The sequence below is a fragment of the Desulfovibrio porci genome (assembly GCF_009696265.1).
Lineage (GTDB): Bacteria > Desulfobacterota > Desulfovibrionia > Desulfovibrionales > Desulfovibrionaceae > Desulfovibrio > Desulfovibrio porci.
In genome coordinates this window covers 1-23282 of the sequence record NZ_VUMH01000008.1, presented here as the reverse complement: position 1 = coordinate 23282, position 23282 = coordinate 1, and the positions used below count along the sequence as shown (strand labels likewise).

21 protein-coding genes are annotated in these 23282 nt (G+C 61.8%); 14 read left to right on the top strand and 7 right to left on the bottom strand.

Annotated elements, in window-relative coordinates:
• The first annotated feature begins 2 nt into the window (after positions 1 to 2).
• The 8 genes from FYJ44_RS08655 (at position 3) to FYJ44_RS08620 (ending at position 7055) form a co-directional block, all read left to right on the top strand.
• Positions 3 to 1829 (top strand): portal protein, encoded by a 1827-nt coding sequence (locus FYJ44_RS08655; RefSeq protein WP_154511214.1) that lies wholly within the window; start codon positions 3 to 5, stop codon positions 1827 to 1829.
• The gene (locus tag FYJ44_RS08650; protein ID WP_154511212.1) at positions 1829 to 2155 is read left to right on the top strand and encodes a Bbp19 family protein; all 327 of its coding nucleotides are present in this window, start codon (positions 1829 to 1831) and stop codon (positions 2153 to 2155) included. The genes FYJ44_RS08655 and FYJ44_RS08650 overlap by 1 nt, the downstream gene beginning before the upstream one ends.
• The gene (locus tag FYJ44_RS14470; RefSeq protein WP_195840985.1) at positions 2145 to 2657 is read left to right on the top strand and encodes a hypothetical protein; all 513 of its coding nucleotides are present in this window, start codon (positions 2145 to 2147) and stop codon (positions 2655 to 2657) included. The genes FYJ44_RS08650 and FYJ44_RS14470 overlap by 11 nt, the downstream gene beginning before the upstream one ends.
• 215 nt (positions 2658 to 2872) lie before the next feature.
• A complete protein-coding gene (locus tag FYJ44_RS08640; protein WP_154511210.1) occupies positions 2873 to 3862 on the top strand; it encodes a major capsid protein in 990 nt (329 codons plus the stop codon).
• 46 nt (positions 3863 to 3908) lie between these two features.
• Complete coding sequence (locus tag FYJ44_RS08635; RefSeq protein WP_154511208.1) at positions 3909 to 4349, top strand: hypothetical protein; 441 nt, start codon at positions 3909 to 3911, stop codon at positions 4347 to 4349.
• Between the two features lie 383 nt (positions 4350 to 4732).
• Complete coding sequence (locus FYJ44_RS08630) at positions 4733 to 5344, top strand: phage connector family protein (RefSeq protein WP_154511206.1); 612 nt, start codon at positions 4733 to 4735, stop codon at positions 5342 to 5344.
• The gene (locus FYJ44_RS08625) at positions 5341 to 6501 is read left to right on the top strand and encodes a hypothetical protein (protein ID WP_154511204.1); all 1161 of its coding nucleotides are present in this window, start codon (positions 5341 to 5343) and stop codon (positions 6499 to 6501) included. Before FYJ44_RS08630 ends, FYJ44_RS08625 begins: the two co-directional genes overlap by 4 nt.
• A 62-nt stretch (positions 6502 to 6563) precedes the next feature.
• Positions 6564 to 7055 (top strand): tail fiber assembly protein, encoded by a 492-nt coding sequence (locus FYJ44_RS08620; RefSeq protein ID WP_154511202.1) that lies wholly within the window; start codon positions 6564 to 6566, stop codon positions 7053 to 7055.
• 22 nt (positions 7056 to 7077) lie between these two features.
• On the opposite strand, the gene FYJ44_RS08615 is transcribed toward FYJ44_RS08620, so the two are convergent.
• Positions 7078 to 8157, bottom strand: coding sequence for an acyltransferase family protein (locus FYJ44_RS08615; RefSeq protein WP_154511200.1), 1080 nt, complete (start codon positions 8155 to 8157; stop codon positions 7078 to 7080).
• Between the two features lie 102 nt (positions 8158 to 8259).
• Here FYJ44_RS08615 and FYJ44_RS08610 point away from each other — a divergent pair, with 102 nt between their 5' ends.
• From FYJ44_RS08610 to FYJ44_RS08590, 5 genes are all read left to right on the top strand, one after another.
• A complete protein-coding gene (locus FYJ44_RS08610) occupies positions 8260 to 10317 on the top strand; it encodes a phage tail protein (protein WP_154511198.1) in 2058 nt (685 codons plus the stop codon).
• A 12-nt stretch (positions 10318 to 10329) separates the two neighbouring features.
• Positions 10330 to 10803: a GNAT family N-acetyltransferase gene (locus tag FYJ44_RS08605; protein WP_154511196.1), complete on the top strand. Its 474-nt coding sequence runs from the start codon at positions 10330 to 10332 to the stop codon at positions 10801 to 10803.
• Entirely contained in the window at positions 10804 to 11379 is a 576-nt protein-coding gene (locus FYJ44_RS08600; protein WP_154511194.1) for a hypothetical protein, read from the top strand.
• 508 nt (positions 11380 to 11887) lie between these two features.
• Positions 11888 to 12988, top strand: coding sequence for a tyrosine-type recombinase/integrase (locus FYJ44_RS08595; protein WP_229772623.1), 1101 nt, complete (start codon positions 11888 to 11890; stop codon positions 12986 to 12988).
• A 316-nt stretch (positions 12989 to 13304) separates the two neighbouring features.
• A complete protein-coding gene (locus FYJ44_RS08590) occupies positions 13305 to 16481 on the top strand; it encodes an autotransporter family protein (RefSeq protein ID WP_195840984.1) in 3177 nt (1058 codons plus the stop codon).
• Positions 16482 to 17115: 634 nt separating this feature from the next.
• Here FYJ44_RS08590 and FYJ44_RS08585 read toward each other — a convergent pair.
• From FYJ44_RS08585 to FYJ44_RS08560, 6 genes are all read right to left on the bottom strand, one after another.
• Positions 17116 to 18546, bottom strand: a complete 1431-nt coding sequence (locus tag FYJ44_RS08585; protein WP_154511190.1) for a hypothetical protein — start codon at positions 18544 to 18546, stop codon at positions 17116 to 17118.
• A gap of 26 nt (positions 18547 to 18572) precedes the next feature.
• Positions 18573 to 19016: a helix-turn-helix domain-containing protein gene (locus tag FYJ44_RS08580; protein ID WP_154511188.1), complete on the bottom strand. Its 444-nt coding sequence runs from the start codon at positions 19014 to 19016 to the stop codon at positions 18573 to 18575.
• 11 nt (positions 19017 to 19027) lie between these two features.
• Positions 19028 to 19843, bottom strand: coding sequence for an AAA family ATPase (locus FYJ44_RS08575; RefSeq protein ID WP_154511186.1), 816 nt, complete (start codon positions 19841 to 19843; stop codon positions 19028 to 19030).
• Between the two features lie 108 nt (positions 19844 to 19951).
• Positions 19952 to 20611 carry a hypothetical protein gene (locus tag FYJ44_RS08570; protein ID WP_154511184.1) on the bottom strand — a complete coding sequence of 220 codons (660 nt, stop codon included), beginning with the start codon at positions 20609 to 20611 and terminating at the stop codon, positions 19952 to 19954.
• A gap of 9 nt (positions 20612 to 20620) precedes the next feature.
• Positions 20621 to 21268 carry a hypothetical protein gene (locus tag FYJ44_RS08565; RefSeq protein WP_154511182.1) on the bottom strand — a complete coding sequence of 216 codons (648 nt, stop codon included), beginning with the start codon at positions 21266 to 21268 and terminating at the stop codon, positions 20621 to 20623.
• The gene (locus FYJ44_RS08560) at positions 21261 to 21728 is read right to left on the bottom strand and encodes a hypothetical protein (protein ID WP_154511180.1); all 468 of its coding nucleotides are present in this window, start codon (positions 21726 to 21728) and stop codon (positions 21261 to 21263) included. Before FYJ44_RS08560 ends, FYJ44_RS08565 begins: the two co-directional genes overlap by 8 nt.
• A gap of 215 nt (positions 21729 to 21943) precedes the next feature.
• Here FYJ44_RS08560 and FYJ44_RS08555 point away from each other — a divergent pair, with 215 nt between their 5' ends.
• On the top strand, positions 21944 to 22390 hold the full coding sequence (locus tag FYJ44_RS08555) for a helix-turn-helix domain-containing protein (protein WP_154511178.1): 447 nt from the start codon (positions 21944 to 21946) through the stop codon (positions 22388 to 22390).
• Positions 22391 to 23282: the final 892 nt, after the last annotated feature.

Here is a 23282-nt window from a genome sequence, read left to right as displayed (position 1 = left end):
CCATGAACGCAACCCTCACCGGGCGCGTCTCCGCTCCCGGCACGGACGGCGAAACCCGCTTCAGGGCGGACGTGCGCGAACTGGCCCGCCGCCACCGCGCGCTGCTGCGTCGCCGCGCGCCCTGGGACGCGGCCTGGCAGAGTCTGGCGGACCACTTTCTACCCACGCGCTGCCGCCTGCGCCCCACGGACAACGACGCCGAGCAGGGTCCCATGCTCAACAGCCGTCTGGTGGACGCCACGGGCATCCTGGCCATGCGGATCCTGGCCGCCGGCTTGCAGGGCGGTCTGACCAGCCCGGCCCGGCCCTGGTTCCGCCTTTCCCTGGACGACGCGGGCCTGGCCAAAAGCCGCGCCGGACAGGTCTGGCTGGACGAGGTGGCCGCGCGCATGCGCGTGGTCTTCCAGCGTTCCAACTTCTACAACGCCATGCACACCCTCTATGCGGAGCTGGGCACTTTCGGCACGGCCTTTGCCTTTGAACTGGCCGACCCGCGCTGGGGCTTCCGTTTTGTGCCGCTCTGCGCCGGGGAATACGCGCTGGACTGCAACGCCCGTCGCCGGGTGGACACGGTTTTCCGCCGCGCGTCCATGAGCCTGCGCCAGATTGCGGAAGCCTTCAGCGCGACCGCCCTGCCCGAATCGCTGCGCGAGGCGCTCCGCCGCAATCCGGAGGAACGGCATACGGTGATCCAGGCGGTCTTTCCCCGCTCCGGCCGCACGCCGGGGCGGCTGGACGCGGCCGGCATGCCGGTGGCGTCGGTGCACTGGCTCGAGGGCCGCGAAGGCGGCGCGCATCCCCTGCGGGAATCGGGCTTTACGGCCTTTCCCGGTTTCGGCCCGCGCTGGGAGGCGGCCGGGAGCGACATCTACGGCCGTTCCCCGGCCATGGACGCCCTGCCCGACTGCCGCATGCTGCAACAGATGGGCATCACCACGCTCAAGGCCATCCACAAGGCCGTGGACCCGCCCATGAGCGTGGCCGCCGGGCTCAAATCCGTGGGCCTGGACCTCACGCCCGGCGGCATCAACTACGTGGACAGCCTGCCCGGCCAGAGCCCGCAGGCGGCCACGCCCCTGCTCCAGGTCCGGCCTGACCTGGCCACGGCCCGCAAGGCCATGGAAGCCGTACAGAACCAGATCCGCGCCGGACTGTACAACGATCTCTTCAAACTGATCCTGGAAGGCCGCGCCCAGGTCACGGCCAGCGAAATCGCGGCCAGGGAGGAGGAAAAGCTGGTGCTCATCGGGCCGGTGCTGGAACGTCTGCACGACGAGCTGTTCATCCCGCTCATCGACCGCACCTTTGAGCTGATGCGCGGCCTGGACATGCTGCCGCCCTGCCCGCCCGAACTGGCGGGCCGCCGCCTCAGGGTGGAATTCGTCTCCCTGCTGGCCCAGGCCCAGAAGCTGGTGGGCGTCAGCGCGGCGGACCAGTACCTGGCCCTGACCCTCAGGGCTTCCACGGCCTGGCCCGAGGCTCTGGACAGCCTCAATGTGGACAATCTGCTGGACAGTTACGCCGAAAGCCTGGGCCTGCCCGTGAGCCTGACCCGCCCGCCCGAGGAGCGCCGCCTGCTCCGCCAGGCCCGCGCCGACGCCGCGCGGAGCGGGGAACTGACCAGACAGCTCGGAGAAGCGGCGGACCTGCTCAAAACCCTGGCCCGGAGCCCTCTGGCCCAGGCCCGCGCCGACGGCGGCGACGGCAGCGTGCTGGACGGTCTGCTCAGCCTGCTGCGCCAAGCCGCGAACGGCGCTGCCCCGGTTTCCGCGTCCGACCATGAGAGGGGCGCGCCGCCTCCGGCACACTCTTCCGGGGGGGCCGCCTGATGGATGTTTTCGCTCCCTACGAACAGGCCCCGCAGCGTGAAGCCCGGGCGCGGCGCGCGGCGGAACAGCAGGAGCAACGGCTGCGCGCCGCCGTGGATGCTCTCATGGACAGCCCGGACGGCCGCTGCCTGCTGCGCTGGCTGATCCAGCTCTGCCAGTGCTTCCAGGCCCTGACGCCGACCGGCGGCGATCTGGAAACGCACCGGCTGATTTTCACCGAAGGCCGCCGCTTTGTGGGCATGCGCCTGCTGCGGCTCCTGCAGGACGCCGATTCCGGCCATCTGCCCCGGCTTTTGCAAACCAAGGAGGACGATCATGGCATCTGAAACGGAGTTTCCCCTGCCCGGATTTATTCCCGGCGACGCCGGTTCCGGGGACGACGGCGCGTCCAGTCCGGCCCCGGCTGCGGCTGCTGGCGGAGAGGCCGCTCCCGCGACCCGGCCCGACGCGCCACCGGCCGACGCCGAGACCACGTTCAGCGAGCGTTTCACGGCCCGGCTGCGCGAGCATGAAAGCGAGCAACGCACGCGCTGGCAGGCGCAGGTGGACCAGTGGCGGCGGGACGTGGCCCGTGATCCCGATCTGGGCGGCGACAATCTGTCCGCCTCCGTGGCCCGCGCCCAACTGGCCCTGGACCGTTTCGACCAGGACAAGAGCATCGGCCGTCTGCTGGAGCAGTCCGGCTACGGCAACCATCCGGCGGTGGTCCGCTTTTTCAACCGCATGGCCGACGCGCTCATGGAGGACAGTCCGGCCCTGGGGCAACCGGGGCATGAGATGCCGCCGCTGGAGGAGCGCATGTACGCGGGCTGGAGTTCCAGAGGCTGACCTTTTTGGCGGCGGCTGCGTTAGCGGTAGCCGTTATGCGGCACAGCCGCATTACGGATAGCGACAGCATCGCTGCGGCGCGGTCCGCTTCGGTCATGTAGACGGCTACACTTCCTTCGGCGGGCCGTTTGCTTACCTTGCCAAGGTGCAAAAATCTCAGCCTCTGGAAAGGCCGTTTAAAAAATCACAGCAACACCAATCACACGAGGATACGTATGTCCAATTCCCTGGGTTTCGTGGTCTCACTGGCTGAAATGGAGCAGTTCTACCGCGGCGGCAAGGCCGGGCAGATCATCGAACTGATGAACAAAACCAACGACATCATGGACGACGTGCTCTGGATGGAGTCCAACCAGTCCGACGGGCATCTGACCCGCATCCGCACGGGCCTGCCCGAGGTTTACTGGCGCAGACTCTATCAGGGCACGCCGCCTTCCAAGTCGCAGTGGAGCCAGGTCAAGGAAGGCTGCGGCATCCTGGAGGCCATCATGGAGCTGGACGTGGAGGAACTGCGCCTCTACGGCAGCCGGGACAAATCCTTCCGCATGAGCGAGGGCGTGGCCTTTGCCGAAGCCATGCGCCAGAAGGTGGCCGCCACCCTCTTTTACGGGGACAGCAATCTGAACCCCGACGAGTTCAACGGTCTGGCCATGCGCTATCCGGCCCGCGACGCCAACAACGTGCTGGACGCGGGCGGCCGCGACGAGGCGGGCTGCACCTCGCTCTGGCTGATCTCCTGGGGCGCGCAGGCCGTGCACGGCATCTACCCCAAGGGCAGCAGCGGCGGCCTTTCCCATGAGGACCTCCAGACCTACATGGCCCAGGACCCGGACGGCCGCAAATACCAGGTGGTGGGCGACAAGTACAACTGGCGCTGCGGCTTGGCCGTGCGCGACTGGCGCGGCGTGGTGCGCGTGGCCAACCTGCCGGTCAAGGATCTGGACAAGCGCAAGGGTCAGAGCGGCTTCATCGACCTGCAGAAGCTGACTATCGAGGCCAAGAACCGCATGCCCCAGCATCTGCGCCAGAAGGCCGTCTGGTACGCCAATGCCGACGTGCTCACGGCCCTGGAGCTCCAGAATTCCGACGCAGGCAACGTGCAGTTGCAGTACGGTGAATTTTTCGACGCCAAGGCCGTGCCTGTGCTGCACGGGCGGCCCGTCCGCCAGTGCGACGCCGTGCTTTCCGGCGAAAGCGCCGTGTAGAGCCTTTGCCGCAAACCCTTCCGCCACACGAACCCAAGGAGCTTTCATGGCCATCATCGACCGCAACGCCGTCTTTTTCGAAGGCCCGCTGACCGCCGACGCCCAAAGCGCGGCGGTGGCCCTTAACGCCCTGAAACTGCCGGGCCGCATGGAGCCCATGCCCATGCGCGTCTCCGTCACCCAGGCATTTGCGCCCGAGGAAGTGCTGAGCCTGTCCTTCACTCTGGAGGAGGCCGACGCGCCGGACGCGGCGGGCGGCTCCTGGTCCGCCGTGCCCGGCGCGGCCTGGAGTTTCACGGGCGCTCAGCTCGGTCTGGGCGCGCGCCTCGGCCCCCGGTTTCTGCCGCAGGGCGTGCGCAAACCCTGGCTGCGTCTCGGTTTCGCGCTCACCCCGCAGAGCGGCGAGAGCGTCAGCTCGGGCAGGCTCTTCGCGGCCCTGCTGCGGGAGGAGGATTTGCCGTATGAGGCGGAGCTTCAGGTCAAGTAGGGAGCAGCGCCCGCTTTTTTGAAACTTGCCGCTCGCATGAGGGATGTTTTGCCCTTCGGGTATGAACTTTTTCGCTCCGATCCAGCTTGGGCCGCCTCCCGGCACGGGGCCGGGGGGCTTACGCAGCCCCCCAGGCCTCTTGCAAGCCCTTCCCCCCGCTTTATACACCGCAACGCATGGGCGCGGCGCAGAGAGGAGCTTGCCCGCGTGCGGGCTGCGCTCCTGATCGCCGCGTTCAATTCCCGACGATTGAATATTGCTTTTATCCAAAACGGTAGGCGGCCAGAACTGGAGCGGAAAGGCAAATCCCGTACCCGAAGGACAAAAAACCTTAATCCGGGCGGCAGGCCCCTCTCCCCCAAACATCCACTTCAAGGACTCGTATGACCATCAGTCAAATCTCCATCTGGAACCGCGCCCTGGGTTTTCTGGGCACGCGCAGCGTGGCCTCGGAGCGGGAAAATACGCCCGAGGCCCTGCAATGCCGCCTGTACTGGGATTCGGCCCGGCGGCAGGTTTTGCGCGACTTTCCCTGGAACTTTGCCCAATGCCGGGCCTGGCTCGCGCGTCTGCCCCTGCCCGAGGGTTTCGAGCGCGAATTCCGCTTTGCCTACGCCCTGCCGGACGACTGCCTCAAGGTTCACGAAGTCCGCCATGAGGGCATTGCCCCCCGGCCCTTCAGCCTGGCCCAAAACACGGCGGACGCGGCCGGATCGGCGTCTTTTCTGGCCACCGACGCGGCCCGCGCCCTGCTGCTCTATACCGGAGACGTGCGGAACAGCCGCCTGTTCGACGATCTTTTCGCCCATATGCTGGCCCGCAAGCTGGCGGCCCTCATCGCCGTGCCCCTGCTCAAGAACAACAGCCAGAAGGTTAGCGAGCTGGAAAAACTCTATGCCGAAAGCCTGCCCCAGGCCCGCCAGGCGACCGCCTCCGAACGGCGCGAATCCGCCCCGGACGACGCATGGCTGACGGCGCGGCGGGAGGCGCTATGACCATGCCGTACAGCGCGAGCCGCGCGCTTTTTGAAGGCAACGGCGCGGCCACGCAATTTCCCTTTTCCTTCCGGGTCTGGGAGGAATCCCAACTGGTGGTCAGCCTGACTTCGCCCCAGGGCGAAACCAGCCGGGCCATGGGCTGGACGGCCACGCTCAGCGACAGCGGCGGCACGATCAGCTATCTGCACAAAGGCGCGCCCCTGCCCGAGGGCTGGAAGCTGGCCATTGTGCGCAACATGCCCTTCAGCCAAGACATTGATCTGGTCAGCGGCGCACGCTTTGACCCGCAGGTCATGGAGGACGGTCTGGATCAGGCCGCCGCCGAACGCCAGCAGTTGCTGGAACAGCTCTCCCGGGCCGTGATTCTGCCGCCCAGCAGCGAACAGAGCCCGCAAGAGGTGGTGGAAGGAATCACAACGGACAGGGAACGGGCCGAGCGGGCCGCCGGCGGCGCGGCGGCCTCGGCTCTGGCCGCGGCCCGGAGTGCGGATGAAGCCGCCGACCATACCGTCACGGCCGCGAGGGAGGCCGACAGGGCCAGGGCCGAAGCCGACAGAGCCACGGAAATCGCCAATGTGGGTCCGGCCACGGCGGACAAAGCGGGTCTGGTCAAGATCGGGGATTACATCAAGGTGGATGCCGAAGGGCGTATTTATCTCGATCCTTGGGCCATTTACCCGCCGCGTTCCCCCATCCCTGTGCAGGGCGTCGCCTTCGGCGGCTCGGACGGACGCCGTGCCATCATGCCCGGAGAAACAACCGCGCGGGAAGATTGGATTCTCTGCGACGGCGGATCTGACGGGAGAGGCGGCACAGTCCCCCAAATAGGCGGACGTGTTGTTTTGGGCGCGGACGAAAGTCATCCGGCTGGTTCCACCGGCGGTTCCGGGACGCATGATCACAGTATTTCCGGCACTGTTGGAGCCACGACGCTGACGGAAAGCCAGTTGGCGAATCACCAGCACCAGTTCAGGACCGGGGGGAATGAACAGTCAAGTGGAGCGGAAGCTACGCAAGGCGACTATGCGTGGTTGGGCTATACATACTCCACAGGCGGCTCCCAGGCTCATGCCCATAGTCTGGCGGCCAGCAGCGGCGCGGCCAGCAGCCTGTCGCCGTACTACGCCCTGGCCTACGTTATACGCATTTCATGATAGCGGCGAAAGCATAAAGACGTTTGAAACGCCGTAATGCGGCTTTAGATGAGGAGATTCATATGCCTAACGTCACTGTTGTCCCTGCAGACCGACTGATTATCGTTGACGGCGAGGCTCTGCGTTTCGACTTCCCGGCCCCGGTCAACCTGCGTGCCCTGCAATGGGATGGCGCGCTCCGGACAGGTCATGTGGAGTTCACCGACGACTATAACCAGTCTCTGGACGCCACCCTCTACGCCGAGGAAGTGGCCCCATTTGCGGCTCTGCACAAAGCCGAAAAAGCCCGCCTCTCCACCGAGGCCGAAACCGCCGAAGCCGCGCGCTTTGCCGAATACAACAGTGAAAACGCACGTTTTATCCGCCTGCGCGCAGCGCGCGACGCCCGCGTGGCCGACACGGACTATCTGGTTATGCCGGACTATCCTCTGGATAACGCGGACATGGTCACGGTCCGCGCGTACCGCCAGGCCCTGCGAGATTTGCCCCAGCAGGACGGCGCCCCCTGGGACGGCGGCGGGGAAGAAACCCCTTGGCCTGTGCTCGCACGTTAGAGCCGCTCAACCGTGAACTGCTCTAACGTGCCGCCTCACGGCGTAAGAAACGCCGCGAAAACCAGGCATCCAGGGGCTTTTCCGTCAAAAGCCAGCAGCAGTAGCCTGTCAGGATGGAAATCAAAGAAATAAGAAACACATACAGATCACCGGACAAAGCGGGCCACATCCCGGAAAGCGTCAATATTTTACCGAGAGCCGACTGCACTATGCCATGTGAAAGATACAGGCTGTATGAACTGTTGCCCACAGCCGACAACCAGCACGGCATGCGCAACGTCCCGGCCCTGTCCAGGAAAACCACGCCAAAGACCAGCAGCGCCGCCGGAATTCCCCAACTATAGCCCCGGTAAAAAGGCAGATATTCGCTGCCCCAGAAAAGCGCGGGGGCCAGCAAAAGCGCCGACAGCGCGCTCCACTTCGGTATCCTGACCGCCCGGCGGAGAGCGTATCCGATTGCCATACCATACAGGAATTCCGCCAGCAGCGAACTGCTGAAAATCGTCAACAGCGGGATGGTTTCTTTCTGAGGGATAAACGTACCGCCCGCGAAACAGACGATAATGATCGGAACAAACCATTTTCTGTCAAAAAAAAGAGCAAGGGTTACCAACAGATAAAAATAAAATTCATAGGTCAGCGCCCATGCGGCGCCCAACAGATAGTACGTATTTAACGGGCCGTTCATACCATTGAAACAGGGAATCAGAAAAAAGGAAAAAATTGTCTGCTCAAGGTTGAATACCGGATGAGAGGCCAGCGCGTGTGAAAAAAATAGAAAAACGATAACCCAGGGCACAAGGTTAAGCCAATAGACAGGAAAAATACGAAAAATACGCTTTTTCAGAAAAAACGCGGCATTGACCGGACAACCGAAACGATCCCAGCAGGTATAGACGATGACCAGACCGCTGATGACAAAAAAGATATCGACGCCGACCTGTCCGCCCTTGGCCAGCAAGGGAATACTGTTGAGCCAAGCCGGCTGCGCTCCCTTGGCGACGAACTTTTCCAGTAAAACCTGAGCGTGGAAAACGACTACCAGGATGGCCGCGATCCCGCGCAAAGCCTGGATGGAGAGAATTTTATCGCCTTGTGCCATACTGTCTCACAATTTTTATCGCGATATAATATATGAATTCATATATAAAAACAAATATCTTTAAGCCTGAAACAAATTCACCGCATCCTTCAGGAGCAAAGCATGCGCATAGCCCTGCAAAACTTCACCGGCGGCGAGGTGGCCCCGACTCTTTCCGCCCGCTATGATCTGGCCCGCTACCGCAATTGCGTGGCCTGCATGGAAAACATGCTGCCCGGCCTGCACGGCGACGTGGCCCGGCGGCCCGGCACCCGCTTTCTGGCTGACCTGGGCGGCGGCGCGGTGCTGATCCCCTTCAGTTTCAGCGCCGAGGCCGGGCAGAATTTCGCCCTGGTTTTCGGCGAAAAAAGCCTGCGTATCGCTGACGCCGACGGACTTGTGGAAAACGTGCCGCCTATCGCCACACCCTATGCGGCGGAAGACCTGCTGGAAATCTCCCACGCCCAGGCCGGCGACGTGGTCTATCTGGCGCATCGCCGCTATCCCCTGCACAAGGTGGTGCGCCGGGACGCCGGAAACGCGTCCGGCGGCTACGCCTGGAGCCTGGAAAAAGTGGTCCTGAACACCTCCCTGCCCGCTCCCGCCGCGCCGTCGATAGCCTTTTCCGGCAGCGGCGATTCCTATACGTTGCGCTACAAGGTGGCCGCCGTGGACGACAAGGGCCGCCAGTCTCTGCCCTCGCCCGCAGGGCAGAGCACGGGCGCGCGCCATCCCTCGGACTGGGTGCAGGGCAACAGCGCCACCATCTCCTGGCAGGCCGTGAACGGGGCGGCGGAATACAACATCTACCGGGAGGAAGCCGGTTATTTCGGTTTTATCGGCATCTCGCGGGACACCACCTTCAGCGACCAGAACTATCAGGCCGACACCGCCGACACCCCGCGCGAGGACTGGAATCCCTTTGCGGACAACAACAATCCCGGCGTAGTGGCCTTCCACCAGCAGCGCATGGTCCTGGCCGCCACGCCCGCCGCGCCCCAGGCCTTTTACATGTCGCGCACCGGCGATTTTGAAAATTTCCGCAAGTCCCGCCCGCTTCAGGACGACGATCCGGTGGAATACCTGATCGCCTCGGGTTCCATCGACGCCATCACCTGGGCCGCCAGTTTCGGCGATCTGCTGCTGGGCACCTCGGGCAGCGAATACAAGGCCGGGGGCGGCGACGGCGCTGCCATCACCCCCAACAGTGTGAGCATCACGGCCCAGTCCTACTGGGGCAGCGCCGGGCTGGCGCCCATCATCATCGGCAATTCCATCCTGCATGTACAGCGCCACGGGGCCCGCGTACGCGACCTCTTCTACTCGCTGGAAAAGGACGGCTACGCGGGCAACGATCTCTCCATTCTGGCCCCGCATCTGTTCGAGGGACACAGCCTGAAGCAGTGGGCCTATCAGCAGACGCCAGGCTCCACCATCTGGATCGCGCGCGACGACGGCCTGCTGCTGGCCTTCACCTATATGAAGGAGCACGACATCTGGGGCTGGTCGCGCCAGATCACGGACGGCCGCGTGCGCTCCGTGGCCGCGCTTTCCGGCCAGGACAGCGACGTGCTGCTTCTGGTGGTGGAGCGGGAGATTCAGGGCGAAACGCGCTTTTTTCTGGAACGCCTGGGGGACCAGTGGCAGGACGCCGCGCCTGTGGCCGAGGCCTTTTTTGTGGACTGCGGCCTGACCTTCCGGCGGGAAACGCCCTCCACGCGGGTCAGCGGCCTGGAGCATCTTGAAGGCCGCGCGCTTTCGGTGCTGGCCGACGGCAGCCCGGTGGAGGGTTGCGTGGTCCGGGACGGCGTCATTGAACTGCCCTATCCGGCGAGCGTGGTTCAGGCCGGGCTGGGCTTTGTCTCGGCCCTCTCGCCCCTGCCGCTGGAAAGCGACACCCAGTCCGGTTCCACCCTGGGGCGCGGGCGCTCCCACGGGCGCTGCACATTGCGCCTGCACCGCAGCGTGGGCGGCAAGTACGGCCCCGGCCGGGACGAACTCTACGACCTGCCCTTTCTGCCCGAGCGCTGGGGCACGGCCGTGGCCCCTTTTTCCGGGGACGTGGACTGCATTCCCGGCGGCGGCCAGAGCAGCGCGGCCACGCTCTGGCTGGTGCAGGACAGACCCTTGCCCTTCCGGCTGGCGGCTCTGGTGCTGGATGTGGACTTCGGCGAACACTAACGGAGGAGCGCCATGCTCAGTTTTCAGGAGGAAAGGTTCAATCAGGTGGGTGACGAGGCTCAGGCCCTGACCCGGGCCCACTGGGATGAGGTGGAAGCCGTCCTGCACGGCGAGCAGGCCTATCAACTGGATGCGGCGCGATACGCCGCGCTGGAAGGGCTGGACATGCTGGCCGTGATCACGGCCAGGCACGGGGACGGACGTCTGGCGGGCTACGCCGCCTTCACGGTGCTGCCCTGCCCACACCGGCCGGGCGTCATCCTGGCGGCCCTGGACGGGCTTTATCTCGCGCCCGAGGCGCGGCGCGGCCTGGCCGCTCTCGGCCTGCTGCGCCGCGCGGAAAGCTGCCTCACCGCGCGCGGCGTGGGACTCATCCAGTACAGTTCACCGGCCTCGCGCCCTTGCGACGCGCTCTACCGCCGTCTGGGCGCACGGCACACGGAAACGGTCTGGCACAAAACCATTACACCAGAGGAGGTGCGGTAAATGGCCATTGCAAGCGGCGCCGCCGCCGTCATCGGCGCGGCCCTGGCCCTGGCGGGCACGGCGGCGGGCGCGGTAAGCGCGGTCCAGCAGGCGCAGAGCCGGAAACAGCAGACCCAATACCAGTCCCAACTGGCGGAACGCAACGCCAGGATCGCGGAGCAGAACGCCCGCCTCGCCGACGACGAGGCCCGCGCGGCCCGCAGGGAAGGAGTCGAGGACGCGGCCCGCAAACGGCAGGAGGCGGCCCGGATCATCGGCGCGCAACGGGCCGAAGCCGGAGCCTCGGGCGCGCAGGCCGACGCGGGCGGCACGCTGGACCGCGTGCTGGACACGGCGGAAAAAGGCGAACTGGACGCCCTCTCCCTGCAACAGCAGGGAGCGGACGCGGCCTACAATCAACAATTGCGGGCCTGGGGCCTGCGTAACCAGGCCCAGAGCGCCGGTCTTGAAGCTCAATACCTGCGTCAGCGGGGCAATACCGACTATCTGGGGCTCACTTCCACCCTGCTCAACGGCGCGAGCCGGGCGGGGCGCAATTTCTTCACCCTGGGCGCGCAGGGTCCGCGCCTGCCGTAGGCCGCTTCCGATCGTCGGAACGCAGCGGACCCCGCGCATGACACAAGGGAATTTACCCCCGTGCCCAGCCCGATTGGAACTCTTTGCCGTTGGAATATTCTATTTCAATGCCCGCGCCGTCCGCTACGCCCGCACCAACGCGCCTTTTCCTCGCGCGTTGGTGCGGGCGTCTGCGGAAACAACCGCCAGAGCGTTGCGCTTTTGAAAAGCGCAACGCTCTGAAACGCCGTCCACAAAAAATGGAATTTTTTCGGACCGTAAGGCGCAGGTTGAATTAGACGAAGCTGTATTGCAATATCGTAAAACAAATTCACCCCTTACAACGCCCCTGTATGGCAAAAGCCGACTTGGCGGCGGACGGTTTGAGCGAATGCGTCTCCGGATATATCAATTTTAAAAATATTTCCAATAGTTACATAAACTCATACGTATAGAGCCCCCGCTATCGTGCGGGGGCTCTATGTCTATACTCCTGTCCCTTCATAACATTTTTACAGGAGAAAAGCGTATGACCAAGCACCGCGCACAGCACTCTTCCGCAGTCCGCCCGTCCGACATTCTGAAGTTCGACGCCTTTGTCGCCGCCGTCTATCTGCCGCACGTCAAACTTCGCAAGCGGAGCTGGCAGGTGGATGAACGCATTGCCCGGCAGCGTCTTTCTCCGGCTTTCGGAGCCCGGCGGCTGGACGGCATCCGGCGCGGCGAGGTGGAAAACTGGTTGCACGATCTGGCGGCCCAGGGTCTGAGTCCGGCCACCTGCAACCGCAATCTGGCCGTCTTTAAAAGCGTCTGCTCCCTGGCCATGCTGCACGGCGTGCTGCCCGCCGGGCAATCGCCCTGCGCGGGCGTGTCCGCCTTTAAAATCCATTTCCAGCGGGAACGCTGCCTCAACCTTGCGGAGGCCCGGCGGCTCATGCGGGCGCTTGAGCGCTCTTCGCGTCCCGAGGCGGCGGCCATCCGGCTGCTTCTGCTCACCGGCGCGCGCAAAAGCGAAATTCTCAAGGCCCGCTGGGAAAATGTACGCCTGGATCAGCGCCTGCTCACCGTGCCGCTGTCCAAATCCGGCAAGCCGCGCCATATCCTGCTGTCCGACGAGGCCGTGGCCGTCATCCGCTCCCTGCCGCGCGCGCCGGGTTGTCCGTGGCTGTTTCCCGGCCATGCGCCGGGCAAGCCGCTCAGCGACATTTTTCTTTTCTGGAGAACGTTGCGGCGCGGGCTGGGTCTGGCCGACATGCGCATCCATGATCTGCGGCACTCTTTCGCCAGCTTTCTGGTCAATGCCGGGCACTCGCTCTATGAGGTGCAAAAACTGCTGGGACACAGCGACCCCAGAACAACCATGCGCTATGCCCATCTGGGGCAGGCCTCCCTGTTGTCGGCGACCCAGAACGTCAGCGATTTTCTGACGCCGGACAGCGGGCGGACCAGTGAAGGGAGGGAGGGACAAAACGGGGAAAGCGGCAGGGAAGAAAACGCCCCCATGCCCTCGCGCGGAACACGCCCCGCCATACGGAGAAGGCATATGCGCGCGCGGCCGCCGTATCGCGCCGTCCGTCGGCACGAGCCGCAAGGAAGGCAGGACAGGGAAAAACAGAAGAAAATGCGCTGACCATTTCTCTGTCCGTCGCTGAACTGACGGAAAAATGGACTCTTATGACCCACATTTCAAGTGTTCGTTGACAGATGCACTGTCAACGAGCACTTGAAATACAATACTTCAAAAATCATAAATTTGCAATATCAACCCTCACAGAAATTTTTTCCAAGTTTTTTGCTTCATAAAAAATACTCATTATTTCATCAAGATATCTCCCTCACGACTCAGCATGCCTCACCAAAGAACCAACAGTGCATCTGCCGGCGATGGCCAGGAGCGTTGGGCTCCATATGAACGTTGGGGAGCGAAAGCTCCAAGGAGGTATGTCATGCTTACAAAAGGCGCTATGGGGAATCTTGTCAACAAATATCGGGCCGTACTCAAAAAATGCGGCCTTCTCAACGTGTTCGGCTCGCTGGCCGTGGCCGGGGCGCTGGTCCTGGGCGGCGCGGGCATGGCCGGAGCGGTGGATATTGGGTGGGGGCAGGATAAAGATGTGGAAATTTCAGGCGCTGCCAATAAAATGGATGCCGGAGCGGCCAAAAGCCTGACCATCTCCGGAACGGATAATGCGTTCAGCTATACCGGCGTTGCTGGCGGCGGCGCTGGTCAGCTCTTTATCGGTGAAAAACTGGTCATTGCCAACGGCGGCAAGCTCACCATCAACGTCTCCAAGCACGCGGGCATTCAGGGCGCGGCCAGCTACGACGCCCTTGTGAATAGCAGCAACAAATATACCGCCGCTCTCGACATGAGCGGCGCGGACTCAAAACTGACAATCAACAGCCAGATGCAGATGAAGGACGTGGCCATAAACGGCGGCACGGTCGAAATCTCCGGAATGGCGGGCGAAGCTTCCAGCGACAAGTGGGCTGACGGAGCCATGCTGGGCGCGGTAGGCGGCACGTTCTCTCTGAACGGCGGCACGGTCACGCTGGGCGATCATGCCCAGCTTTTCGCGCCCACGTTCAATCTGGACGGCGGCGAAATTGACATGGCGGGAAGTGAGGCGGGCAAGGCCGCGCTTGTCCGCGCCTATGGCGATAATGGTTCGCTGAACCTGAACGGCACGACCATCAATGTGACGCAAGACAAGCACGGCGTGTTGAGCGCCGCAGACATGCGGATCACCGGCGGCGAGCTGAATGTGGCCCAAAACGCCAACCTGACTATGGGCATTACCAAGCTTGATACGGATCAAAGCCTGACGGAAGCTTTGAAGACTTCCACCGAGGCCACGGTTACCCAGACCGGCGGCACGGTGAACGTTGCCGGGCGTATGGATCTGGGCGGCGCGCTGAACATTGAAGGCGGCGAGTTTACGGTGGCGCAGAGCGGTCAAGTTGCCATTCTCAACGACAACAGGAATTCCGCCATCAACATGAGGGGCGGTGTTCTGAACGTGTACGGCTATGCCGATGCCGCGCAACTGGCGATTACCGGCGGCACCACCAATATCATCGGCGATCCGTCCAAGACCTGGGATCAGCAGGGCCTGGGCGGCTATAATGAAAGATGGGATCCGGCAGCAAACAGCGATGTCGGCGGCTGGGTGGACGCGGACATGCCCACCACGGTCAGCGGCCCCGACACTGTGGTCAATATTCAAAACGCCAACCTTTTCGGCGGGATGGCCACTACCAACGACACTGGCGGTCTGCGCATCACGGACGGCGCGACCGTCAATCTCTCCGGCACAGGGGATAGCGCGGGCATGCTCTTTGCCTCCGACGGTCAAGCGCTGACCATCACCAAGGGCGCTTCGGTCAATGTTGCCGACGGGCAGGGCGGCGTATTCCAGGCCAAGACGGTCAACATCACCGACGGCGCCACGGTCAGCACCGGCGGCGAACTGCTGATGGTGGGCGGCGGACTGACGAAGGGGCAGACTATTTCAAGCGCCAAAAACAACGCCTCAGCCGCTGAAGCCGTCGTAGGCAACGGCGGCACGTTGGCCGTGACGGGCACGGGCTATGTGGATCTGAACAAGCATACAAATAAAGGACAAGACGTAAGCTCCTCCATCACCTTTATGGAAGGTTCCACCTTCGACGTCAGCGCCGCCTCTGTCAGCAACGGCAATACCGCCATCAGAAACGCCGTCGACAATGCGGTGAAGGTCGCGGACGGCGCGAAACTGCGCATCAGCGGGGCCAAGGCGGGGGAAAGGTACGCCATCGCGGACGCCGCCATCAACCAGACCGGCGAGAATAAGAACGGCTGGCGCGACGCCAATCTGCTCAGCAGCACCTCATTCCTCGGCTTTGACTTCAACCCCGTCACCGGCGAGGTCACGACCAGGGCCAAATCCGCCGCCGAGGCCATGCCCGCGCTGGACAGCGAGCTGGGCAATCTGGCTTCGGGCATGTACGCGGCCGGGCGCAACGACTATTTCGCATCCGAAAAGGGCCGCCGTTTCCTGTCCCGCGCCACGGACGGCAATTATATGGCTGACGCCGGACAGGCTGCCGTGACCATCGAAAGTGCGGCGCGCATGGCCGTCATCGGCGCTGTGCCGCAGATGACCATGGCCGCCGCCAATGCGGCGGGCAATGCCGTGACCCAGCGTACCGGCCTGGCGCAGCCCGGCGGCGACGCCATCCAGAGCATGGCGGCCGATGGCTCTGTACAGACCGGCGCGTCCGCCGGGGACGCTTCCAAAACCGGCTTCGCCATGTGGATCATGCCCCTGTACCAGAGCGCCAACGGCTGGGGCCTGGAAGGCGGCAACTTCAACATGGACTACAGCGGCGGTCTGGGCGGCGTGGCCATCGGCGCGGATTACACCTTTGACAACGCCATCCGCGCGGGCATCACCTTCAACATCGGCGGCGGCTACGCCGAAGGTTCCGGCGACTTCAACAAGACCACCAACGACATGAACTTCTGGGGCATCGGCGCGTATCTGGGCTGGGCGCAAAACAACTTCGGCCTCACCGCCGACGTGAACTACACCTCCACCTACAACAAGCTGGAGCAGGAGTTGCCCTCCGGCATGCAGATGCGCGACCTCAAGAGCGACGTGACGGCCTGGGCCGTCAGCGCGGGCCTGCGCGGCGAGTACAGGTTCGAAACCGGCGTGGTGGACATCATCCCCCATGCGGGCGTGCGCTACATGAGCCTGAACACCGACGAATACGACGTGAAGTCCGAGGGCACGCTGCTCAAGGGCGACGCCATCAACCAGAACATCTGGACCTTCCCGGTGGGCGTGGCCTTCAGCAAGCGTATCGAGACGGGCAACGGCTGGCACGTCAAGCCCAGCCTGGATCTGGCCGTGATTCCCGCCGCCGGGGACATCAAGGCGCGCGGCGACGTGCGCTTCACCGGCGTGAGCGGCACGGCGGAACTGGAAACCCAGACCATGGACTACATTTCCTACATGGGTCAGGCCGGTCTGGAATTCGGCAACGACAGCGTCAGCTTCGGCGTGAACTACAACTTGCAGGCGGGGGCGCACAGCACGGCGCACGGCGTGTTCGGCACTTTCCGTTACGAGTTCTGACACCAGACGTCATCAGCATCAGCGGGGCGGCTCCGATCTCTACGGAGCCGCTCCGGCCGCCCGCCGAAATTCGCTTCCCCGGCGGGCGGTTTTCCCGCCCCGCGTCCTTGTCTCCTTCCTGTGAGGGCGCGGGAAACGGCGCGGCGGCTTATGGTCGCCGCGTCAACAATTTTGGGGTGATGGGGGGAGAGGGGGGGCTTGTCGTCCGGGTGATGTCTTTTTTGCCCGCGGGTGCAGAAATTTTCGCTCCGCTTTGAGCTTGGGCCGCCTCCCGGTGGGGAGCAGGGGCCTGGGGGGGGCTTAAGCCCCCCCCAGGCCCCCTACAACCCCCTGCCCCCCGCTTTTATGGTATAAGCGGCCAGAAGGTTTGTGAAACTCTACCAGTTGGTTTGTGAATTTTTCTGTTCGGAAGAAGGCCACTGTCTTTTCAGGCAGTGGCCTTGCGGATGGTGGGGCCTAGCGTCCGCTTGCGCGGCAACCCCACATGGCGCTCCGGGCATCGCCCGTGCTACGGCTGCTAGACTCATCACCGTGTCGCATCCGCAAATTCATACGCCCTCCGTGTACCCGTTTTCCAAAAAATTTTCCTACCCGCCTTCGGCGGGTACAGTAATTCAGTAACCAGTTGACAGTATTACACCTTTGCGAGGCGGCAACCGATGTAGGTGCCGGCGAGGGCCTGCGTCTCGAGCCAATCCTGGCAGAACAGGCCAGCACCCGACCCATTGCTCCATGCGCCGCCGAGGTATAAAACGTTCCCGGCAGAACCCCATCTGCCCCAAAAACCATCAGGAACAGTTCCTGCTAAGATGTTGGTTGTCGTGGTGGCCGGGAAAAAAATATCATCAAAGTCAAACCCGGCCCCGGCTCCCGTCTTGAACGTCTGCATGTAGGCCACGTTCGTTCCGTCATAGGCGGGGCAGACAAAACCGGTATCCACAAATTCCCGTACCCCGTCATTCTTCCACAGACGAAGCGTGCCCGCCGGGGTTACGTCGATGCCGTCAACCATCTGCCAGACGTTCCCCCACAGGCCCACATGGCCGCGCCAAGAAGCCGTGGCAACGTCCAGGGCGTCCACTGTCGCCGCGCTGGTCGCATCCACCCGCCCGCGCCCGTACACGGCCTGCGTATCGGGCGTGGCGGCCTCTATCAGGGCCAGCAATTGCAGTTCCGACACCTGATAAATATTCCACATTTCAAAGCGGTTTACGCCGCCCACATTCCGATTGTGGCAATAAGACTTCATGGTCGGAAAATCCACGCTCACAAACGGCATTTTGCCCGGTCGGCTTCCCAGCTTTTTGGGCGTGCCTCCTTCATCCGTGGCCGCATACGTGCCGCAGTACCATACATCCGCTTCTTTTCCGTCCCGCATGAAAGACGGGAACGGCTTGAAGCCGTCCTGCTGGCCGGGGCTGATGACGCGGGCCGTCTTGCCTTGGAACGGGCCGGAAGCGATGGTGAACGCCTTGTAGTAAAATTTGTGGTGTTCCTGCATGACCTGACTGTCCACAAGAACACGGCGCAAGGCGTTGTAGGTGGGATGATAATCAAAATAGCGCCGCGTGGGGCTGACGGGCTGTCCTTCGCCGTCGACATTGCACCACAGGCCAGCGCCGCCGCCCGTTTCCACACAGCATATGCCGATGACAGGGGAAAGACTGCCTACCGTGATGCGCTGGACAAGCGCATCATGGGCGTCTTTGTCGGCATCGTGGGCCGCCATTTCCTCCCGCGTCGCCTTGTCCGCTTCAAGGCGTTCCAGTTCGCCCGTGGTTGCGGCGGCATCGGCCTTTTCGGCAACGCCTTTTTCCAGGGCGGACGTCCGGCCTTCACATGCAGCGGCGCGGTTCTCAAGCTCCGTAGCCCGGCCTTCCAGGGAAGAAAGGCTTTTCCCTTGTTCGTCGGTCAGTTTTTCCAGCCCGGAAATTTCGGCTTTCTGGTCCCCGGCGTTAGTGTCCAGAACTTGCAAGGCTTCCCGGATGCGCGGGCAATCTTCCTGCAATTCGTTCTCCAGGGAAGGCAAAGGCAAGTTGAGATGTTGGGTTCTATCGTCTCTCATGGGAAGTTCTCCGTAAAGTTGCGCTGCTATTCGTCAAAATCATTCATCAGCCGTAAAACTTCTTCCGACCGAACGCGGACAGGTTTTCGCTTGGTTGCTACAAGCTCCCCTTTTTCAATCATGTCTCGTACCGTGCGTTCGGCGATATTCAGGCAGTAAGCCGCCTGTTCCACACGCAACAAAGTATGCCTTTTGACCATTTCCAGAGGCGTCAGCGAGTAGTAATAGCCTTTATACAGGGCTTGAAAGCGTTTTGGGGCAGGTTTAAAGCCTTCCGTGCAGTCCACCCGGCATTGACGTTCGCAGCCTACGCACAGGGCTTCCTGCGCTTCCTGCCCCTCATAGAACCACTTGGCGAACAACGGGGCCGGGCATTCAAGCTGTTGATACACGGCAACGTCCACTTGTCCCGTGTAGGGATGCCAGCCGCGTTCCACAAACATCATGATCGCGTCAATTTGATTGCTCATGGCCGTCTCCGTCAGATGATGTACGCCGGATCGAGGGGCTTAAGAAGGGCGTCGATGTCCCCGGCGGTGGGGCTCGTCAGGCGTTCACGCCGACCTATCCGGCTGAACAGTTGGGCAAAGTGAGCCTTGCGCGATCCGCCCGTCAGTTGCGTGTACACGCTCTCATTGCCCATAATCGCCAGTCCCACGCCGGAAGCGTCGTACAGGCTTCGGAGAGCGTCCAAACACGTCACGGGCAAGTGTTGGGCTTCATCCACGACAATCAGCCCGCCAGAGCCGGATACGCGGCTGACAATGGCCTGTTCCGCCTGCGCTCCGCCCGCCGGAACATGGTTCACGCCCACGGCGTAGGCCACGCGCTCAAGACAGGCCGTCACGCTGATGACCGAAGGCGTCATGGTGGCGATCCACACGTTCGGATTGTCTTCCTGATAGCGTTGCGCGGTCAGGGTTTTGCCGAGTCCGGCCCCGCCGTAAATGACGGTGATGTCCGCCAGCTTGTGGGCATACTTGAGCGCCAGAAGTATCTTGTTGGCCGTGAGCGTGGGCATCCAGTCCGGCGCGGCGGGAATGCAGCCGCTTGCCGCCTGTTCCCGGCTTTCCAGGGCGGAACGCAGCCAGCTTTGCAGCGCCTTTTCAATGGCCGCGTTGTCGCCCTTGTACTTCCCGGAAAGCCATTGGTTGATTCGGGGTACGGATATGCCCGATTCCCGCGCAAGCCGGGGCTGGCTCACGCCGCCACGGCGCATTTCCTCGCGTATGGCATCCCGCAACGAATTTTCCCGCATATCCGGCGTTGTTTCCGTGGCATTTTCCCGCATGTTCATATAGACTCCGTGCTGTTCAAGGTTGCGCAAGCATAGCCTCTGTAACAGGGCCGGAGCCTCTTGAAGGCCCGCGCCCGGAAGCCCGGTGTTCCCGCACCGGGCTTTTTCCTATCCCAGCGCCGCTATCCGCCGGTTCATGTTCTCAACGGATTGCGCGTGCGTGTCCGGGGCAGTCCCCCGCATCATCTTGTTGATTTCCGCATTGCCGAAGTGCGTCCGCTTCCGTTCCGCTTGGCGGCCCACATAGTGATCCATCAGCGCGTACAGCCATTCATGGCGCGGCAGTTTGCGCACCCCCGGCTTCTTGTCTGTTCCGTAGTACCAGTTCCGCAGATTCGCGGCCTTCACGCCGTTGTTCTTCGCCACAATGGCGAACGCTTCCAGGACCTTCATGCCGCCGTCGATCAGTTCCATTGCCTCAAGGAGAAGCCGGTAACGTCTTTCCGCCCTGCTTTGCGCCTTGCCGGGCTTGCGGAAAAACTGTTCTTCCATGATTTGCAGGCGGACTTTTTCGCGTTCCAGGTCTTCCGGCTTCATGGCCTGCTGCTGGCGCTTCCATTGCTTGTGCCAGCAATGGGAAACACGATTCCGCGTCTGTTCGTCCAGGTCGGAAAACAGCCAGCACAAGCCCCCGCCTTGCCCCTTGCGGGCTACGGGTTTCCACCTTTTGCCGTCCGCCTTTTGGCGCACGGCCTGACGGGAAATGCCAAGCATCTTGGCAAGTTCCCCCGTGGAAAAGAAGGTGGAAAAGTCCGGCGCGGCCTGCATGAAATTCCCCTATTGCGCGACTGCAACGGCGGGTTTCATGTGACGCAAAGACTTCCCCGATGCGGGTTCCTTCACACGCAGCGCCCCTTGTCCGGCTCCGTTCTGTCCATGCAAACAAAGACGCCGAACCCATTCCGTAAGAATGGGAAGCCAGAAACGGCGTTCAATGCCGAAAATCGGCGTTGCAAGCTCTTTTCCCGTGGCGAAGGCTTCAAGAGTTTCACATGCAATGCCCGTATGGAAATACAACCCGGTACAGGCATAGGGAAGATACAGGCCGGGCATGAACGTCACAGCGTCTTGAATAATCTCAAGTGCCCGGCACAAAAGAACGCCGTCGCCGTAGTATGTCATGTATTCGGCGTTGACTCTGATAGGCGCGAGAATATCGCAGAACAGAAGCGCTTCTTCTTGCGCCGCGTCACGAAGCGGCTTGATAGCCGCATCATGGCGTAAAAAGCCGTCAAACAACCGTTCAGGCATGTCCCACGAAAAAGAACTTACGTCCCAATAGCGCACGCCGTCCCGGCCCATGCCGTAAGACCAGCCCTTCCGCGTACCGTTGTACTTCACGGCGCGTACCGTCATGCCCGCCATTTCGGCTACTTCTTCCGTGGTCAGGAAGCGCGGAACTTCATACAGTTGACGCTCATACATGGCCGATCTCCTCTTCCAGGCGGCGCATGGCGCGACCGGCACGTTTGGCCGAAAGCTTGGCTTGCCCGTATTCCAAAATCTTCGCCTGCTCCGGGCTGATAAGGCGATAGCCGTGCAAAGAAGCCAGCACGTCCAGAGGGGCGCGGCTGTCCACGGCCAGCATGAACACTTCCAGCGCCATCAGCGACGGAACGTGTTCCGTGTCGTTCGGGCAAAGCCACTTTTCCAGCGTCGCCAGCGTCAGCGTCCGGGACTTGTCAGACGTAATTTTTGCCCCGGCCTGCTTGGCTATCGCGTTCATGCGGTCCACAAGCTGTTCGCGGGATAAAGGCGGGGTGACGGCAGCCAGGGCGCGTTGCATGGAGGCTTTGACGGACGGCACCAAACCCGCCACATGGATCGCCCGTGTGGTTTGGCTGTCGTCACCCATCAAGGGAAGCTGGTAAGGGGTAAAACTCATGGCCGTCCGCCCTTCCTTGTCCGAAACGCCGCCTTCCCGGCAGCTTGCGTGTCCGAACAACCTCGTTGACCGGGAACACGCGGGCGGGTAATATTTCCACAACTACTTGGTAATAATACCTTGCAAGGTATTCTTCGTTCATTTTTTGTATTTTGTCAATAAAAAATGAATAAATATACCATACATGGTATTTTCAGCTTTTCTAAGAGGATACCATGAGCAGCATTGCTGAAAGACTAAAAAGTGTCAGAGGAGAAATGTCACGTGAAGAATTTGCCCGTATAATTGGGGTACATGTGAACACAGTAGGACGTTATGAACGGGGAGAAAGCGAACCAGACATCTCTATTACATCAAAAATTTGTCGTGAATTTGATGTAAACCCGCATTGGCTAATTCTTGGAGAAGGTAAATACGGTATAGATTCTGACCATAGCGGTATTCCACATTTTTATGAAACACATGGAAGAGGTTATCGTCAATATACATCTATTGGTGATGATTCCATGTTACTAGAAATAATTGTCGCATATGTATTACAAGAAAATGGACTTGAAATGTCAAAAAAGCAAATTTCAGCCATTGCAAACCTATATTATGAAGAAATGCATAATAGGATTATGGCAATTGCCGTTAAAATAAAAGAACTCGATGCAGATTAGAGCTACGAGAAAACACCTTGTCACTTCTTAGTTGCAGGTTCGGCCTTTGCTAACCTGCAACTGTTTTTCCTGGAAAAATAGCTTTTCCCTCTTCCTGTTGCGCTTTTAGTCAATGTTATGTGCAAGTTAAAACATGTACCGCATTTCCCGCCCCGGCTTGGCAATTTCACAAATCATCTGACGGAATCTGCTAAGGTTTACACTTTTCACAATCCAAAAGGAAAGGCGTCCCGGTGGCGGTTTCTTCCCGCTCCGGTGACGCCTTGCTGTTGATGGTAGCGCATTAGTACGGCATTCGTCCGGTATTCGTCCTATTCGATCTAAGGTTTACGCCTATTCCCAAACCATCTGACCCCCTATATTTATGGCGTCACGCATGAGCGCAGCGGGCGGCGGAGCTTGCCCGCGTGCGAGCTGCGCTCCTTGAGCGCCGCGCGTCAATTTTCGAGAGTAGGCAAAGCCTTGGCTCGAAATCCATCCGCTAATGGCAATTGCGCGACGCGAAGGGAGATCACCTGAGTCTGCGAAAGCAGACAAAGAAAGCTCTCGCAGCAAAAGCCGCGCAGCCCCCGTTGACTGTGAGCATTGGAAAGCCCGACAGGGTCAACGGGGGAATACGCAAAAGAGGCCCCGTGGGGGCGCAGCCACTGGCGGCCCCCTTTGCCCCCCGCCGGGAGGCGGCCCAAATGGGAGCGGAGTAAAAAACGTCGTGCACAGGGCGGGCAAACCCCCGCCCGCGCGCCAGGCTCCCTCTCCCGCAGACACAAAAGAGACCCCCCGGCCTAGCCGGGGGTTCTTCATATGCGCCTGTAAGGCTTTCTTACCAGCCGCGCCCTTCCAGGCGCATGTGCGATCTGACATTCGCATTTCTGCTACTTGCGGCCCGTAAACG